General features: G+C 61.3%; 12 protein-coding genes. 4 read left to right on the top strand and 8 right to left on the bottom strand.

Going from position 1 to position 17,539, the window contains the following annotated elements:
• The first annotated feature begins 288 nt into the window (after positions 1 to 288).
• Positions 289 to 1,116 carry an IclR family transcriptional regulator gene (locus UC34_RS09945; RefSeq protein ID WP_150625935.1) on the top strand — a complete coding sequence of 276 codons (828 nt, stop codon included), beginning with the start codon at positions 289 to 291 and terminating at the stop codon, positions 1,114 to 1,116.
• Positions 1,117 to 1,315: 199 nt separating this feature from the next.
• Here UC34_RS09945 and pbpG read toward each other — a convergent pair whose 3' ends face one another.
• From pbpG to UC34_RS09925, 4 genes are all read right to left on the bottom strand, one after another.
• Positions 1,316 to 2,584 carry a D-alanyl-D-alanine endopeptidase gene (gene pbpG, locus UC34_RS09940; protein WP_044455407.1) on the bottom strand — a complete coding sequence of 423 codons (1,269 nt, stop codon included), beginning with the start codon at positions 2,582 to 2,584 and terminating at the stop codon, positions 1,316 to 1,318.
• A 186-nt stretch (positions 2,585 to 2,770) separates the two neighbouring features.
• Positions 2,771 to 3,577: a nitroreductase gene (locus UC34_RS09935; RefSeq protein WP_084070514.1), complete on the bottom strand. Its 807-nt coding sequence runs from the start codon at positions 3,575 to 3,577 to the stop codon at positions 2,771 to 2,773.
• Positions 3,578 to 3,628: 51 nt separating this feature from the next.
• Positions 3,629 to 4,693, bottom strand: coding sequence for a DMT family transporter (locus UC34_RS09930; protein WP_044457979.1), 1,065 nt, complete (start codon positions 4,691 to 4,693; stop codon positions 3,629 to 3,631).
• Between the two features lie 44 nt (positions 4,694 to 4,737).
• A complete protein-coding gene (locus UC34_RS09925; RefSeq protein ID WP_044455405.1) occupies positions 4,738 to 5,679 on the bottom strand; it encodes a histone deacetylase family protein in 942 nt (313 codons plus the stop codon).
• Positions 5,680 to 6,186: 507 nt separating this feature from the next.
• On the opposite strand from UC34_RS09925, the gene UC34_RS09920 reads away from it, so the two are divergent.
• On the top strand, positions 6,187 to 6,747 hold the full coding sequence (locus UC34_RS09920) for a phasin family protein (RefSeq protein ID WP_044455404.1): 561 nt from the start codon (positions 6,187 to 6,189) through the stop codon (positions 6,745 to 6,747).
• Between the two features lie 263 nt (positions 6,748 to 7,010).
• Here UC34_RS09920 and lpdA read toward each other — a convergent pair whose 3' ends face one another.
• The 4 genes from lpdA to aceE form a co-directional block, all read right to left on the bottom strand.
• On the bottom strand, positions 7,011 to 8,780 hold the full coding sequence (lpdA, locus tag UC34_RS09915) for a dihydrolipoyl dehydrogenase (RefSeq protein ID WP_044455403.1): 1,770 nt from the start codon (positions 8,778 to 8,780) through the stop codon (positions 7,011 to 7,013).
• A gap of 20 nt (positions 8,781 to 8,800) precedes the next feature.
• A complete protein-coding gene (locus UC34_RS09910) occupies positions 8,801 to 9,382 on the bottom strand; it encodes an Ntn hydrolase family protein (RefSeq protein WP_044457978.1) in 582 nt (193 codons plus the stop codon).
• Positions 9,383 to 9,458: 76 nt separating this feature from the next.
• Entirely contained in the window at positions 9,459 to 11,138 is a 1,680-nt protein-coding gene (aceF, locus tag UC34_RS09905) for a dihydrolipoyllysine-residue acetyltransferase (RefSeq protein WP_044455402.1), read from the bottom strand.
• A 96-nt stretch (positions 11,139 to 11,234) separates the two neighbouring features.
• Positions 11,235 to 13,922 (bottom strand): pyruvate dehydrogenase (acetyl-transferring), homodimeric type, encoded by a 2,688-nt coding sequence (gene aceE, locus UC34_RS09900; protein WP_044455401.1) that lies wholly within the window; start codon positions 13,920 to 13,922, stop codon positions 11,235 to 11,237.
• A gap of 343 nt (positions 13,923 to 14,265) precedes the next feature.
• On the opposite strand from aceE, the gene UC34_RS09895 reads away from it, so the two are divergent.
• Positions 14,266 to 16,749, top strand: a complete 2,484-nt coding sequence (locus UC34_RS09895) for a PAS domain S-box protein (RefSeq protein WP_044455400.1) — start codon at positions 14,266 to 14,268, stop codon at positions 16,747 to 16,749.
• A complete protein-coding gene (locus UC34_RS09890) occupies positions 16,746 to 17,414 on the top strand; it encodes a response regulator transcription factor (protein ID WP_044455399.1) in 669 nt (222 codons plus the stop codon). Before UC34_RS09895 ends, UC34_RS09890 begins: the two co-directional genes overlap by 4 nt.
• Positions 17,415 to 17,539: the final 125 nt, after the last annotated feature.

Here is a 17,539-nt window from a genome sequence, read left to right as displayed (position 1 = left end):
CCGCCGGTGCGTACACATACCCGAACATGCGCAACACCTCCGTTGAGACGCGCCGACCGCTCGCGCTACGACGAGTGACCCTCGCGTCGTTGATGAAGTACGGACGCATGCTAACGGCTGCCGATTCCGGCCACTTTCGGTTTCGGCACGCAGATACTGCAACTTCGACGCACCCTCTGTGGAAGTGACAACAATCCTCGGCTTTTCGCAGAACTCCTCTACGCAAGGGGTGCGAATTTTTCACCATATGATATAAAATCGACGCTATACGAAACTCGGCCCCACCTCATGAAAGACGACATCAGTCAAGGCGCGGAATCGCGCACGTCCATTCAGGTAATCGAGCGCATGATGCGTCTGCTCGATGCGCTGGCCGGACATGCCGATCCCGTGAGTCTCAAGGAGTTGGCGCAGGCCACCGAACTTCATCCGTCCACGGCGCACCGGATCCTGAACGACATGGTGGCGTGTCGCTTTGTCGATCGCTGCGATCCAGGGACTTATCGTCTCGGCATGCGGTTGCTTGAACTCGGCAATCTGGTCAAGGCCCGACTCTCCGTGCGCGACGCGGCGCTCACGCCCATGCGAGGGCTGCATCGCATTACCGGGCAGACGGTCAATCTGTCGGTGCGTCAGGGCGACGAAATCGTCTATATCGAACGCGCCTACAGCGAACGCTCCGGCATGCAGGTGGTGCGCGCCATCGGCGGCCATGCGCCGCTGCACCTCACGTCGGTCGGCAAGTTGTTCCTTGCCGCCGACGAAGCGTCGCGCGTACGCGCTTACGCCACTCGCACCGGTCTGTCGGGCCATACGCGCAACAGCATCACGGATTTGCAAAAGCTCGAGCGCGAACTGACGCACGTGCGCAAGTCGGGCTACGCGCGGGATAACGAAGAGCTTGAATTGGGCGTGCGGTGCATCGCTGCGGGCATCTACGACGACAGCGGCAAGCTTGTGGCAGGGCTCTCGCTCTCTGCCCCTGCCGACCGGTTGCAAGACGCCTGGCTCGCGAATCTGAACGAAACGGCGCTGCAAATTTCGTCGTCGCTCGGATTTCATGCACCGAGCCCCGACGCTGGCGGTGGCATGTCGCACGTTGCAACGGCGGAGTGATTAGGCCGCGGGAAATGACTGTGGCGCACTGGATGGGCTCGGCCTTGCCCCCGCCTCCCGATGTCACGTCACGCGCAAGCTACGCGGAATGTGCGAAGCCCGTCGCCGGTGAAAACAAAAAGGCGCTCCCTCGGGAGCGCCTTTCCATTTCCGCAGACCGCTGGGGCTACGGCTAACGCATCACGACTTATGGCACGAATTACAGCGCGTGTCCGTTGTTGGTCGCGACCTGCGCGGTCGGTGTGGTGCCTGCCGTGCGCTGCGGGGTCGCCCCGCCGCCTTCCATCAGCCACTTGCGAACGCGCGTGGCATCGGCAAAGCGGGAGTACTTGCCGGTCGAGTCCAGCAAAATCATGATCACCGGACGACCATCGACGTTGGCTTGCATCACGAGGCATTGACCCGCTTCGTTGATGTAACCCGTCTTCTGCAGCCCGATTTCCCAGCCCGAATGCCCAATGAGGTGGTTCGTGCTGACGTAATGCAATTCGCGACGCCCGGTGTTCACATCGTAATTGCTGTCCGTCGAGAAACGGCGAATCACCGGATACTGGTACGCTGCCTTGACCATCTTCACGAGGTCACGCGCACTCGACACGTTCTGGCTCGACAACCCGGTCGGGTCGTTGAAGTGCGTGTCGTTCATGCCCAGTTGCTTCGCTTTCGCGTTCATCGCGGCGAGGAACGCCGGACGACCGCCCGGGAAGTAACGCGACAGGGCAGCCGCCGCGCGATTCTCCGATGACATCAGAGCAATGTGCAGCATGTCTTCGCGCGAGAGTCGCGAACCGACCGACAGGCGCGAGCCCGTGCCCTTTTCGTAGTCGCGATCTTCGTCGGTCACTTCCATGACATCGGTCATGGGAATGCCCGCATCGAGCGCCACCATGGCGGTCATCAGCTTCGAGATCGAGGCGATGGGCAGCACGGCTTGCGAGTTCTTGTCGAACAGCGATTCGCCGGTGCGCTCGTCGACGACATAAGCGACCGACGAACGCAGCGCGAGCGCGTCAGGCGTTTCATGCAGACCAAAAGCGCGGCCCGTCGACAGACGCTCCGGCGCTTGCGGTGCAAAGTTGACGGTGCGATACGACGTCACGACGCGGCGCTTGCCGTTCTTGTAGACGACACGTTTGACGGCAACCTTTTTTGCTGCGGGTCCGTCGTCGTCGACGGTCGCGAGCTTGCGCGCTTTGCCGCCAGCCTTGGCGCTCTTGACTTCACGAGCAGCAGGCGTGGCGGCAGCACCTTTGGCGCCGGACTTGGAAGTGACGACAGCCTTCGTCGCCTTGGGGCTCGCGCACGCGCGTTTCTGAGCGGCAGTCTTGGCCGCCTTGGGCGAGCATTCGCTCGTCTTACCGGCGGCGTGAACGACTACCGGGGTACCGGCGGCGAGCGAGATCGCCACGACGGCAGCACCCCAGAGGCGGGAGCGGCACAGACGCGCAAGGGTGGTGATCGCGTACATAGATTGGGAGTAGCGTGAGGTTGGCAGGCAACGAGTTTGGGAGAAGTTTAGTAACTTCCGAAAAAATAAGCAATATGAATGACTTAGCTGAAATACTTAAACCGGCATCTGGCAGTTTTGTGCAACGCAACGCGGCGATTTACACATTTGCCAATTATTGCCAAATAACGCAAACTCCATGGGGCTTCAAGTCAAAAAATGCGCCCACTCATCGAGGGGCGCACGCTCTGTGACGAGTCCGTTTTCCACGGCGTTCGGGTCCGCGTAACCCATTGCCATGCCGCACACCACCATCCGTGTCGGAGGCAAACGCAGTTCCGAAGCAATCACCTGATGAAACGTAGCAAATGCCGCCTGGGCGCAAGTGTCGAGCCCGCGAGCCCGCGCCGCCACCATCACGCTTTGCAAAAACATGCCGTAGTCCAGCCAGCTTCCCTGTTCCAGATGCCGGTCGATGGTGAAAAGCAGCCCGACTGGCGCGTCGAAAAACGTGAAGTTGCGTGCATGCTGACCGTGCATGCGCACCTTGTCCTCGCGGCCGATACCAAGCAGCCCATACAGATCCCAGCCCACCTTGCGACGTCGGGCCTGATATGGCTCGGTCCACTCGCGCGGGTAGTACGCATACTCCTCCTGATGCGTCACTCGCTGGGCAGGATCATTGAATGCTTCCAGCAAACGCGTCGTCAATCGTTTCAGCGCGTCGCCAGTCAGTACGTACGTCTGCCACGGCTGAATGTTGCTGCCGGACGGCGCGCGCGACGCGACCGAGAGTATTTCCGCCACGGTGGCTTGCGGCACCGGTGTCGGCAAATAGGCCCGGATCGAGCGTCGACTACGAATCGCCTCGTCGACATATTCCACGCGCAACCCTGCTTTGTCGTTGACAGAGACGGGATGCGTACTTTCCCCAGTCCCCGACTGGACATGCGACGCTGCCGCCGTGTCGTTGATCGAAGACGCAGTGTCTGCGCGCGAAGGTGGGTGTTTCATGAACGTCGACTCACAACAAAAAACCACTGGACACGCATGGCGAGGCCGCGCTTATGGCGCAGAGGACGGTGGCGAGGGAGGTGATGAAGACGGCGCAGACGGCACGCTCGTCGCTGCTCGCCGTTCGATGACAAGCGCGACGCCCAGGGCGGCTACAACCATACCGGCCGCGCTCAACGGCGAGAGCGTTTCGCCGAACAGCAGCCATGCCATGACGGCAGTCGTCGGGGGTGTCAGGTACATCAAACTCGAAACCTTGGTCGCCGCGCCATGGCGAATGAGCACAAACAGCAGCGAGATCGCCCCGATCGACAGGGCCAGCACCGACCAGGCCAGCGCGCCGATCATCTCGGCATTCCAGCGCACCGCCATCGTTTCCAGCGCCCATGCGGCGGGTAGCGTCACCACAAAGGCGGCGCCAAACTGCACTACCGTGCCTACACGCAAGTCGAATTGCGCGCAGTAACGCTTCTGATACAGCGTACCTGCGGTGATCGCGACCAGGCTCAGGACGCATAGCGCCACCGTCCCCGCCCCTACGCCGCGAACGCCTACCTTGTTCGCGACCACCAGTCCGACACCAATGAACCCGCACAACAAGCCGAGCCACTGGCGCCGCGAAACCGGCTCACCGACGACGCGAGCAAAGAGTGCCGTCAACAATGGTTGAATGCCGACGATCAGCGCCGCCAGCCCCGCCGGCGCACCCTGCTTGATCGCCGCCCAGACGCCGCCGAGGTACACCGCCTGGATCAGAATGCCGGAGACAGCCAGATGCACGAGTAACGGCCAGTCGAGACGTGCGGCGCTGGCGGCGTTGATCGCATCGGCGGTATTGGAGATATTTGCGGTAGTAGCGGTAGTAGCGGTAGTAGCGGTAGTAGCGGTATTAGCGACACTTGCCCCACGCTTCGGCCACGGCGTGCGCGTGAGCAACGCCACCGGCAACATCACGACCAGCGTGCAACCGAAGCGCCACGCAAGAAACGTCAGCGGCTCGGCGTTCGGCATGCCATATTTGGCGACGATGAAGCCGGTGCTCCAGATCAGCACGAACCACCAGGGCATGGTCGCGGCCCAGATCGCACCGCGCTCGTGCTTCGTTTCACTTCTCATGTTGGCGGCGTTCGAGGCGTGTGGCGGCAGGGTTCGGCGCTCACTCATACGAGGGCACCCGCTGCAAAGGCCCGAGATTCGCGACGCTGCGTACGCGCAAACCGGCTCGCAAGACGGATCGTGGCGAAGTGCGCGGCAACGGTCTGATCGATATCCCGGCCATAGCCCCCCGCCATGGCGATGGCGACCGGCAACCCGCGTTCGGCACATGCCGTGAGCACACGTTGATCACGGGCAAGCAAACCGTCATGGGAAAGGGCAAGCCGCCCGAGACGGTCGTTTTCCAGCGGATCGGCACCTGCCAGATAAATGACCAGCGACGGGTTGAACTGCGCGAAGAGGTCCGTCAGGGCGTGACCGAGCGCGATGAGGTATTCGTCATCGCCGCAGCCGTCCGGCAACGCGACGTCGAGATCGCCGGTCGCCTTATGGAACGGATAGTTGTGCTCGCCGTGCAGCGACAGCGTGAAAACGCTCGGGTCGCGCTCGAAAATCGCGGCGGTGCCGTTCCCCTGATGCACGTCGAGATCGACGATCGCCACTCGCGTGCCCGGCCCGAGTTCGGCCTGCATCACACGGGCAGCCACGGCCGCGTCGTTGAAAACGCAGAAACCCTCGCCGCGGTCGGCGTATGCGTGATGGGTGCCACCGGCCAGATTCGCCGCCACGCCATCGACAAGGGCTGCGCGGCACGCGGCCACCGTCGCGCCTGCCGAGCGGCGTGAGCGTTCCACCATCTCGGCAGACCACGGAAAACCGATGCTGCGTTGCTCTTTCGGATCTAACTCACCCGCGCTTACGCGCGCCACGTATGCCTGCGAATGGGCTCTCACGAGCATGGCGTCATCGGCAGGTAACGCTTCAGCCAATGCGACGTCCGGCAGTTCGCGTGCGACGCGTTCTCGCAAACGGGCGTACTTCTCCATGGGGAACCGGTGTCCGGGCGGCAACGGAAGCACGAAATGATCGCTGTAAAACGCTTGCATCGATGCAGATGGCCAGTGGGAGCGGCGTGCGAGAGCGCGTTGAATGACAGCGGCACTGGCGGGCGGCGCGCGTGAGGCAGCGCTCTAAACAAGCGCTTGCCAGATTCGCGTGACCGTCCCGCCAGTGCCGGAACGAATGGATAGTACCACCGCCCGGGGACGCGCGCGGAGGCACTAATTCAGTGCAGACCAAGGAAAAAATGCCGCCGCAAAGCCGCATCCACCAAGGTTTTCCGGCGTCCTGAAGGCGCGTCGCGATGCGACGCTCAGCATCTGCCACGGGATCCCAAGTTTTTGATTTTTTAAGCTTTTATTGAATTTGTGCACCGCACAAAAATCACTTGACAGCCGCAAAAATATCTCTACACTAGCAATTGTGCGATGCACAAAAAGGATTGCACCGAATTTGAGAAGGCCCCAACCGTGGTTTCACCGCCATAAGGTGAGAACCAACGAGCGAACACGGAGCGGGTCCATATGTTGTGTTTGACATCATAGGAGAACGCCATGTCGTTTCTGACCCCCGAGCAACTCGCAGCCGCCCACAAAGCCAATCTGGAAACCCTGTTTGGCCTGACCAACAAAGCCTTCGAAGGCGTTGAAAAGCTGGTCGAGCTGAACCTGCAAGCCGTGAAGGCATCGCTGGCCGAATCCGCTTCGACCGCCCAGAAGGCATTCGCAGTGAAGGATGCGCAAGAGTTGCTCGCTCTGCAAGCCAACCTCGTTCAACCGGCAGCCGAAAAGGCCCTCGCCTACGGCCGTCACCTGTACGAAATCGCTTCGTCGACGCAAGCCGAAGTGACCAAGGTGGCCGAAGCTCAACTGGCCGAAGGCTCGCAGAATGTGCAAGCGCTGTTCGACAATCTGGCCAAGAACGCCCCGGCCGGTTCGGAGTCGGCCGTAGCGCTTGCCAAGTCGGCACTGTCCGCCGCCAACAGCGCATTTGACAGCGTCCAGAAGGCGACCAAGCAAGCCGTGGAAATCGCCGAGACGAACTTCGCTGCCGCGACCAACGTCGCATCGAAGGCAGCGGCTCAGGCTTCGCGTGCTGCCAGCGCCAAGAAGTAATCGAGCGCGTCCTGCCTTGACGAGGGACGCTAACGGTTTGTCGCTGTGCCCGTTGCGCTCGCAACCCAAGCGGTAGCTACACTCAGTTGTCTCCTCGGTACCGCAGGTACCTTTCGAACCCGGCCTCGCGCCGGGTTTTCTTTTTGGGGCATGCCTCCCCTTCCTGCACTGCCCCGATTGCCCGTCGACTGGCGACAAAAAAACCGCCATCCCTTTCGGAATGACGGCTTCTCGACCGCATGGCTCGCGCGAGCGAAGCCGCTTTATGACTTCTTGCGCGGCGGCGGCACGTCGGTGCACACACCTTCGTAGATCTCTGCAGCCATGCCGACCGACTCGGCCAGCGTCGGGTGCGGGTGGATCGTCTTGCCAATGTCCACCGCGTCCGCGCCCATTTCGACGGCCAGACAAAGTTCGCCGATCAGGTCGCCCGCATGCGTGCCGACGATGGCGCCACCCACGATGCGATGCGTCTCCTCGTCGAACAGCACCTTGGTAAAGCCTTCGTCACGACCGTTCGCAATAGCGCGTCCAGATGCCGCCCACGGGAACACCGCCTTGCCGTACTTCACGCCTTCGGCCTTCAGTTGGTCTTCCGTCTTGCCCGCCCAGGCCACTTCCGGATCGGTATAGGCAACCGACGGGATCTGGATCGCGTCGAAGTAGGCCTTCTCGCCAGCGGCGGCCTCCGCTGCCACGTGCGCTTCGTGCACGGCCTTGTGCGCGAGCATCGGCTGACCGACGATATCGCCAATGGCGAAAATGTTCGGCACGTTCGTGCGCATTTGCTTGTCCACCGAAATGAACCCGCGATCGCCCACGACCACACCCGCATTCTCCGCACCGATCTTCTTGCCGTTCGGGCTGCGGCCCACGGCCACCAGCACGAGGTCGTAGCGCTGCGCGTCCGCCGGGGCGGCTTCGCCCTCAAACTTCACGTAGATACCGTCGGCCTTCGCTTCGGCGCCCACCGTCTTGGTCTTGAGCATGACGCGACCAAAGCGCTTTTCGTTCATCTTCTGCCAGACCTTGACCAGATCACGGTCAGCGCCTTGCATCAGACCATCGAGCATTTCCACGACATCGATCTCGGCGCCAAGTGCGCTATAGACCGTTGCCATTTCCAGACCGATGATCCCGCCACCGATAACGAGCATCTTCTTCGGGATCTGACGCAGCTCGAGCGCGCCGGTCGAATCGACGATGCGCGGGTCTTCCGGCAGGAAGGGCAGCTTCACGGCTTGCGAGCCGGCAGCGATGATCGCTTGGGCGAACTTCACGACACGCTTGTTGCCATCCTTGTCGACGACTTCGACGTGATTGGCGTCGAGGAACGCGCCGACACCGTGCACGACTTCGACCTTGCGCATCTTGGCCATTCCGGCCAAACCGCTGGTCAGCTTGCCGACCACACTTTCCTTGTAGGCGCGCAGCTTGTCGAGGTCGACTTGCGGCTTCGCAAAGGAAATGCCGTGATGGCCAAGCGACTGTGCCTCTTCGAGCACCGCTGCGGTGTGCAGCAGTGCCTTCGATGGGATACAGCCCACGTTCAGACAGACACCGCCCAGCGTGGCATAACGCTCGACGAGCACCGTCTTGCGACCCAGATCTGCGCTGCGAAACGCCGCCGAGTAGCCGCCAGGTCCCGCACCCAGTACGAGCACTTCGCATTCGATATCGGCCGCACCGGTATGTTTGGCGGCCACGGGAGCCGGGGCGCTCGGCGCCGCTGCAGGTGCCGGTGCGGGCGCAGCAGCGGGCGCTGCAGCCGGGGCTGCCGGCTTGGCAGCGGCGGCGTCTTCGGATTCGACGATCGCGATCAGCGTACCTTCGCTGGCTTTATCGCCGACCTTGATCTTCACTTCCTTGACAGTACCTGCCACTTCAGACGGCACTTCCATGGAGGCCTTGTCGGACTCCAGCGTAATGAGCGACGCATCCTTGGCGATCTTGTCGCCGGGCTTGATCATCACTTCGATGACATCCACGCCCTCTGCGCCGATGTCCGGCACTTTGACTTCAATGAGACTCATGCGGGGTCTCCCTGTCGCATTTATGACTTGATGGTGGTATCGATCGGAAACGCATGCACCTGAAACGGGCCGGACGAACTCTTGTCGAATTCGGCCCCGGCCTTGACGCCCGCTTCGGCGATGGCACGTGCGCTCAGATCCTGGTCGTAGAGGGCATACATGGCGCCGAGCGCGAAATTGCGCCCTGAACCGATCCCCCAGAACCGATCGAAAACAAACACTTCCCGGTAGGAATACACCCCGTAGATCCCTGTCGGATTCGCAATCACGCTGGTGATCTGCGACGACTCATACGGGTCGTCTTCCTCTTCCTTGGTGTTGAGGAAATACTCTTCCTTGAGCTTCTGATGGACGCGACAGAACGTGCGAAAGACTTCGTCGCGCGAATGCAGACGACATTCGTCCGCCATCCCGGAAAGAATGGCCCGCATCACCGGAAAGTGAGCCGTCGTGCCCGCCAGACCGACATACGAATCGCCCACGAGGAAAACTTTGCGGTTCTCTTCATAGGATTGCGAGAGTCGCGTGTCGCCGAATGTGACGAGCGAATCAGCGGCAATGGCGATCTCGCCCGCCTTCTTGACGACGACTACGGTGGTCATGCTGCCCTCCCCGTCCAGAATCCAGAAGCTTGCGCGAGCCGCCGGTACGCTCATGCGTGCGAGGCGGCCCGTGCCATTACAGCATCGCGCGACGGAAGTCCGCCAACAGCTGGCCCAGGTAAGCATTGAAGCGCGCAGCTTCCGCGCCGTCGATCACGCGGTGATCGTAGGACAGCGACAGCGGCAGGGTCAGTTGCGGCAGGAACTGTTGCTTGCTCTCGTTCCACACTGGCTTCTGATACGAGCGCGACAGGCCCAGAATAGCCACTTCCGGTGCGTTGATGATCGGTGTGAATGTCGTGCCGCCGATGCCGCCAAGCGAGGAAATCGAGAAGCAGCCACCTTGCATCTGGTCCGGCTTGAGCTTGCCTTCGCGCGCGAGCTTCGCCAACTCCGACGTTTCGCGAGCAATCTCGAACACGCCCTTCTTGTCGGCGTCGCGAACGACCGGCACCACGAGACCGTTTGGCGTGTCGGCAGCAAATCCAATGTGGAAGTACTGCTTGAAGACAAGGTTGTCGCCGTCGAGGCTCGCGTTGAACGTCGGGAATTTCTTCAGGGCCAGCACGCAGGCCTTGATCACGAACGCCAGCATCGTCACCTTGATGCCGGCCTTTTCGTTTTCCTTGTTCAACTGCACACGGAACGCTTCGAGTTCGCCGATATCGGCTTCGTCGTTGTTCGTGACGTGCGGGATCATCACCCAGTTGCGATGCAGGTTCGCGCCGGAGATCTTCTTGATGCGCGACAGTGCCTTCGGCTCGACCGGTCCGTACTTCGCGAAGTCGACCTTCGGCCACGGCAACAGGTTGAGCTCGCCGCCACCGGCCGGTGCTGCGCTTGCCGCCGCAGGGCGGTTGCCCGCGAGCGCACTCTTGACGAAGTTGCGCACGTCCTCGACGACCACACGGCCTTTCGGCCCCGTGCCCTTCACTTGCGTGACATCGACGCCCAGTTCGCGCGCGAACTTGCGCACCGACGGGCTCGCATGGCTGATCGGCTGACTACCCGCTGCGGCAGCAGGCGCTGCCGCCACGGGGGCGGGAGCCGGAGCGGGAGCCGGGGCCGCGGCTGCGGCCTGAGCGGCCGGGGCCGGGGCCGAGGCTGGCGCAGCCTTCGCGGGGGCAGCGGACGCCGCGGCAGTCCCTTCCAACACGAGGATCAGCGAACCTTCGGAGACCTTATCGCCGACGTTCACCTTCAGTTCCTTCACCACGCCTGCTGCCGGGCTCGGCACGTCCATCGACGCCTTGTCCGACTCCAGCGTGACGAGCGACTGCTCGGCAGTGACCGTGTCACCCACCTTCACCAGCACCTCGATCACGGGCACGTCGTCGTAACCGCCGATATCCGGCACCTTCACCTCGATCTTGCTCGTCCCTCCCGAAGCCGCCGGGGCCCGAGCCGATGCTGCAGCCGGTGCCGGTGCCGGTGCCGGTGCCGACGCGGCCTGCGGCGCGGCGGCAGGTGCAGCCGCCGGCGCAGCAGCACCGTTGGCTTGCGCGCCCGAGCCGTTCGCCGTCTCGAGCGTCAGGATGAGAGAACCTTCGGACACTTCATCGCCCACCTTCAGACTGAGCGCCTTGATGACGCCTGCGGCAGGGCTCGGTACGTCCATCGTTGCCTTGTCCGACTCCAGCGTGATCAGGGCTTGCTCGGCGTCGATCTTGTCGCCCGCCTTCACCAGCACTTCGATTACGGGCAAGTCCTTGAAGTCACCGATGTCCGGGACTTTCACTTCGATCACTTGACTCATTTTCCACAGTCTCCTCTGGGCTGCGCCTGACGTGCGCCACGCGCCCGCCCGCCGCTGGGGGGCGGCGGGCAGACGCGCGCTGCACGTAGCGTGCCTTTAGACGGTCATCGGGTTGGGTTTATTCGGATCCAGGTTGTACTTGGCAATCGCCTCCGCAACCTTGCTGGCCGGCAGCGTGCCTTCGTCGGCGAGCGCCTTGAGGGCAGCGACCGTCACCCAGTTACGATCAACTTCGAAGAAGTGACGCAGCTTTTCGCGCGTATCCGAGCGGCCGTAACCGTCGGTGCCCAGCACCACATAACGACCACGCACGAACGGACGAATCTGCTCTGCATACGTACGGATGTAATCGGTCGAAGCGATGACCGGACCACGCGTATCGTTGAGGCACTTCTCGACGTGCGACAGACGGGCCGTCTCGGTCGGGTGCAGCAGATTGTGGCGGGCCACGTCGTTGCCTTCGCGCGCCAGTTCCGTAAAGCTCGGGCAGCTCCACAGATCCGATTCCACGCCCCAATCGTTCCTGAGCATCTCGGCAGCAGCAATCACTTCGTTGAAGATCGTGCCCGAACCCAGCAGTTGCACGCGCGGCGCCTTGGCATTGTCGGTACCGCGGCGGAATGCGTACATGCCTTTCAGGATGTCGTTCTCCACACCTTCCGGCATCGCCGGGTGTGCGTAGTTTTCGTTCATCACCGTCAGGTAGTAGTACACGTCTTCCTGATCCTGCACCATACGACGCAGACCATCCTGCACGATCACGGCGAGTTCATAGGCGAACGTCGGATCGTAAGGCAGGCAGTTCGGAATCGACGACGCCCACAGCAGCGAATGACCGTCTTCGTGCTGCAAACCTTCACCGTTCAGGGTCGTACGTCCGGCCGTGCCACCCACGAGGAACCCGCGAGCGCGCATATCGCCGGCCGCCCAGGCCAGATCACCGATACGCTGGAAGCCGAACATCGAATAGAAGATGTAGAACGGGATCATCGTCTCGCCGTGCGTCGAATACGACGTTGCGGCAGCGATCCAGTCGCACATACCGCCAGCTTCGTTGATGCCTTCCTGTAGAATCTGGCCATTCTCAGATTCCTTGTAGAACATCAGCTGGTCCTGGTCCTGCGGGATGTAGCGCTGGCCGACCTGACTCCAGATACCGATCTGGCGGAAGAGACCTTCCATGCCGAAGGTACGCGATTCGTCCGGCACGATGGGGACGATACGCTGACCCAGCGCCTTATCCTTGAGCAGCACGTTGAGAATGCGCACGAACGCCATCGTCGTGGAAATTTCACGGCCTTCGGCGGTGGCCTTGAGCAGTGCATCGAACGCGCTCAGTGCCGGCACCGGCAGCGAAGCCGCCTTGGTGCGGCGCTGCGGCAGGTAACCGCCCAGCTCCATACGGCGCGCACGCATGTATTCCAGTTCCTTCGAGCCTTCCTCGAACTTGAGATACGGCACGTCGGCGATCTGGTCGTCAGAGATCGGCAGCTTGAACTGATCGCGGAACTTCTTGAGCGACTCCACCGGCATCTTCTTCTGCTGGTGGGTAATGTTCATGGCCTGACCGGCTTCACCCATGCCATAGCCCTTGATGGTCTTGGCGAGGATGACGGTCGGCTGCCCCTTGTGGGTCGTGGCGGCCTGATAGGCGGCGTAGATCTTGTGCGGATCGTGGCCGCCACGGTTCAGGGCCCAAATGTCCTCATCCGACCAGTCGGCCACCATGGCCTTGAGTGCCGGCGTATTGAAGAAATGCTCGCGAACGTACGCACCGTCTTTCGACTTGTACGTTTGATATTCGCCATCTACGCATTCCATCATGCGTTTCATCAACAGACCTTGCTTGTCGCGAGCGAGCAGCGAATCCCAGCGGCTGCCCCAGATCACCTTGATGACGTTCCAGCCTGCGCCGCGGAATTCCGATTCGAGTTCCTGGATGATCTTGCCGTTACCGCGCACCGGGCCGTCCAGGCGCTGCAGGTTACAGTTGATCACGAACACGAGGTTGTCGAGTTGCTCCCGCCCTGCCATGCCGATCGCACCCAGCGATTCCGGCTCGTCAGTCTCGCCATCGCCAAGGAAAGCCCAAACCTTGCGGCCCTCGGTCTTCACGATCGCGCGCGACTCGAGGTACTTCATGAAACGCGCCTGGTAGATCGCCATGATCGGGCCCAGGCCCATCGACACCGTCGGGAACTGCCAGAAGTCCGGCATCAGCCACGGGTGCGGGTACGACGACAAACCGCCACCATCCACTTCCTGACGGAAATTCTCGAGCTGGGTCATTTCCAGTCGACCGAGCAGGAACGCACGGCTATAGACGCCAGGCGACGAGTGGCCTTGCACGAACACCAGGTCGCCGCCGTGCTTGTCGGACGGGGCGTGCCAGAAATGGTTGAAACCGACGTCGTAAAGCGTTGCGGCCGAGGCGAACGAGGCGATGTGTCCGCCAACGTTCGTGTCCTTGCCCGCACGCAGCACCATCGCGATCGCATTCCAGCGCGTGTACGAGCGGATCTTGTGCTCGATGTCCTGATCGCCCGGGATACGCGCCTGCTGGTCAACGGGGATGGTGTTGATGTAGGGGGTGTTGGCCGAGAACGGGTGGTGTTCGCCGTTGATGCGAGCGAATTCGATCAGCTTCTCGAGCAGGTAGTGTGCACGCTCCGGTCCCTCGGCAGCCAGCACGCCTTCGAGCGAGGCCAGCCATTCTTGCGTTTCTTGGGGATCGGCGTCCGCAGGGGATACGATCTTCAGGGCTTCTTCAGGTACGGCGGACATGGTGTCTCCTTGTCTGTCGTTAGCGGGTTGGCGTAATGGTCGTAACCCGCTTCATGGACGGGCCTACCGGCATTTTTTACCGGGGCATTGTACGAAGGATATTCCTGCCTTCGCAAGCGAAATTTCAGATTACGATAGCAATTTTCATAATACGGAATTCTGCTGCAGTGCACATAAAATCAATGGGTTGCCGATATCATCAGACCACGGATTTCTGCCGTACCGATCGGTCTCACGGCGACTTTGAGCGGCCTTCTTACCAAAAAGATCGGACACTTCCGAAAAGCGGCGTGCCTCCCACTATGACAGCGGGAAACATGCCGGCCTGCGCTACAATCTCGCCATGCTTTCGCCACGCCTCGCAAACTCCTCCCCACCGTCCCGGTCCGCTGCCACGCCCGCCCGCTCCAACCGCTGGTTGCAGGGGTTCGCGGAGTCGCACTACTACTTGTTGGTGCCGCTCGTCTCCATTGTGATCTTCCTCGTGGTCATGAGTTTGATCCTCTGGAGCCTGAATCGCCGGGAGACGGAGCAGCAGCAGGACACGCTCTATCGCAACGTCGCGTGGGCGCAGCAGCAGATACGCCTGAACATGCTGGCCATTCAGGACCAGATCAGTTCCCTTGCCCGCGATACTGCTGCCAAACCGCAGGACATCGCGCATTTCCAGAATACGGCAAGCGAGCTGATGCAGAATCATGCAGACATTGTCTTCATGAACTGGCTGGACGCCTCGCAACGGCCGAGGTGGGCAGTCCCGGCGGACTCCCCTTTCGCCTCGCGTCTGCAAGGCTCCGCGCAGCATCCGATGGAGGACGAACTGCTCGTCGCGTTTCGCGCAGCACGCGATTCACGCCGGTCCGCGTACTCCACGCTCATCTACGACGCTTCGGGCGCCAGTTACATCGTGGTGCAAGTGCCCGTGCTGCGAGAGCGGGAATTTCTCGGCACGATCAGCGCGGTGTATTCCGTCGAGGGCTTGCTGATCCACGAGCTTCCACAGGAGTTGGGCGACAAGTTCAAAGTGTCGTTCATCGACACGCACAACAACGAGTTGGCCACCACGTCCACGCGACCGCCGTTGCCCCGCGACGTGTCTTATGAATTGCTGCTTGACCCGCCGGGACACAGCCTGGCGGTGCGCATCTACTCTTATCCCGCCGTCGGCAATTTCGTGAACAACACGCTGGTCTGGCTTATCGCCGGCTTGTCGTGCTTCGTGCTTTGGAGTTTATGGAGTCTTTGGCGCCACACCCGCCAGCGATTCGAAGCGCAACAGGCGCTGTTCAACGAGACGTCATTCCGCCGAGCGATGGAAAACTCCATCGTGATCGGCATGCGGGTGCTCGATCTTCAAGGGCATATCACGTACGTGAACCCGGCATTTTGCCGAATGACGGGTTGGGACGAACCCGATCTGATGAACCGTGCGCCGCCCTATCCTTATTGGCCCAAGGACGACATTCACGAGATGCAGCGCCGCATCGATATGACGTTGCGCGGCAAAGCACCATCGCACGGCTTCGAGATTCGCGTCCAGCGCAAGGACGGCACGATTTTCTACGCCCGCATGTTCGTCTCGCCGCTTGTGGATGCGCATGGCCGCCAGACGGGCTGGATGTCGTCACTGACCGACATCAGCGAGCCCAAGCGAGCGCGCGAGGAACTCGCCGCCGCCCATGAGCGTTTCACGACCGTGCTCGAGAGCCTTGATGCATCGGTGTCCGTGCTCGCCGTCGACAAGGCCGAGCTGCTCTTCGCCAACCGCTACTACCGGCAATTGTTCGGCACACGACCGGAAGGCCACCTCGAACTGTCGGGCGGCGGAGAGCTTTCTCCGACCTCGCTCGATCACATCGACATGGTCGACGCATTCGCCGGCCTGCCCGCCGCTTCGCTGACGGACACGGCCGCGGAAACGCAGGAAATTTACCTGCCGACGCATCAGAAATGGTTCGAAGTCCGACGCCAGTACATTCAGTGGGTGGATGGGCACCTCGCGCAATTGCAGGTTGCCACGGACATTACGGCGCGTCGTCACGCGGAAGAACTGGCGCGTCAGGAAGAAGAGCGACTGCAATTTACGGGACGTCTGACGACGATGGGCGAAATGGCGTCCTCCCTTGCTCACGAACTCAACCAGCCGCTCGCGGCGATCAATAACTATTGCATGGGCACCGCTGCGCTGGTGCGAGCGGGAAGGACATCGCCGGAAACGCTGCTACCCGCCCTCGAAAAAACGTCCCAGCAGGCGGTTCGCGCCGGCATGATCATCAAACGCATTCGCGCGTTTGTGAAACGCAGCGAACCGAAGCGTCAACCCTCGTCCATCTATGAAATCGTGGCGGACGCGGTCGGCCTGGCGGAGATTGAGGCCCGCAAACGTCGCATTCGCATCGTGACGGAACTTCCGGCAGGACTGCCACAGATCAATGTCGACCCGGTGCTGATCGAGCAAGTCCTCATGAACTTGCTCAAGAATGCTGCGGAGGCCATGCACGGGTACACGCCGCCGCCCGGTCAACGCCGTGATCCGACCGTCCGTTTACATGTAGAACGGCGTGATAAGTCTATCGAGTTCCAAGTGTCCGATCATGGACCAGGCGTCGACGAGGCAACGATCGAACGACTGTTTGAACCGTTCTTTAGCACGAAATCGGACGGCATGGGCATGGGCCTGAACATCTGCCGCTCGATCATCGAATCGCACCACGGCCGTCTGTGGGTAGAAAACAATGAAAACGACGGCGTGCGGAATGGTTGTACTTTTTGTATTCTGTTACCGTTAGAAAGCGATACGACATCCGGATCCGGGGGAGGACTATGACGACACCCAACATCAATACTGATCAAGAAACTGTCTTTGTCGTCGATGACGACGAGGCGGTCCGCGACTCGCTTCGCTGGCTTTTGGAAGCCAACGGCTATCACGTGCGAGGATTTGGCAGTGCAGACGATTTTTTGCGGTTTTGCGCTGACGTCACGCAAAGCAACCGGCCGAGCAATCTGGTGGGCTGCCTGATTCTCGACGTACGCATGCCCGGCATGAGCGGCCTGGAACTCCAGGACGCGCTGATTGAGCAAAACATCAATCTTCCGATCATTTTCGTGACGGGCCATGGCGATGTGCCGATGGCTGTCGAAACGATGAAGAAAGGCGCCATGGACTTCATCGAGAAACCTTTCGACGAAGCCGAACTGCGCCTGCAGGTCGAAAAGATGTTGTCGAAGGCTCGTCAGGAAGCGAGCAGCCATCGAGAACAACAAGCCGCAGAAGAATTGCTCAGGAAGCTCACCAGCCGCGAGCATCAGGTGCTGGAACGCATCATCGCAGGTCGATTGAATAAACAGATCGCCGACGATCTGGGCATCAGTATCAAGACGGTCGAGGCGCACCGCGCCAACATCATGGAGAAGCTGAACGTCAACACGGTCGCCGATCTGCTTCGCCTCGCGCTGTCCAAGCGCTCCAGCGGGTCGCCTCGCCCCTGAGTTTTCGGATGTGCCGTTGAGTCGGCGCTGCGCCCGTCCTTCGGCCAGCGCCCGAACCCGCCGACCGACCGGCGCAACGCCGGTCGTCTTCCTTGATAAGCGCCGAGACGCTTCGCGTCTTGCCC

Source organism: Pandoraea vervacti (assembly GCF_000934605.2).
GTDB lineage: Bacteria > Pseudomonadota > Gammaproteobacteria > Burkholderiales > Burkholderiaceae > Pandoraea > Pandoraea vervacti.
The sequence above is the reverse complement of the archived record's forward strand: the minus strand, read 5'-3'. Positions and strand labels throughout refer to the sequence as shown.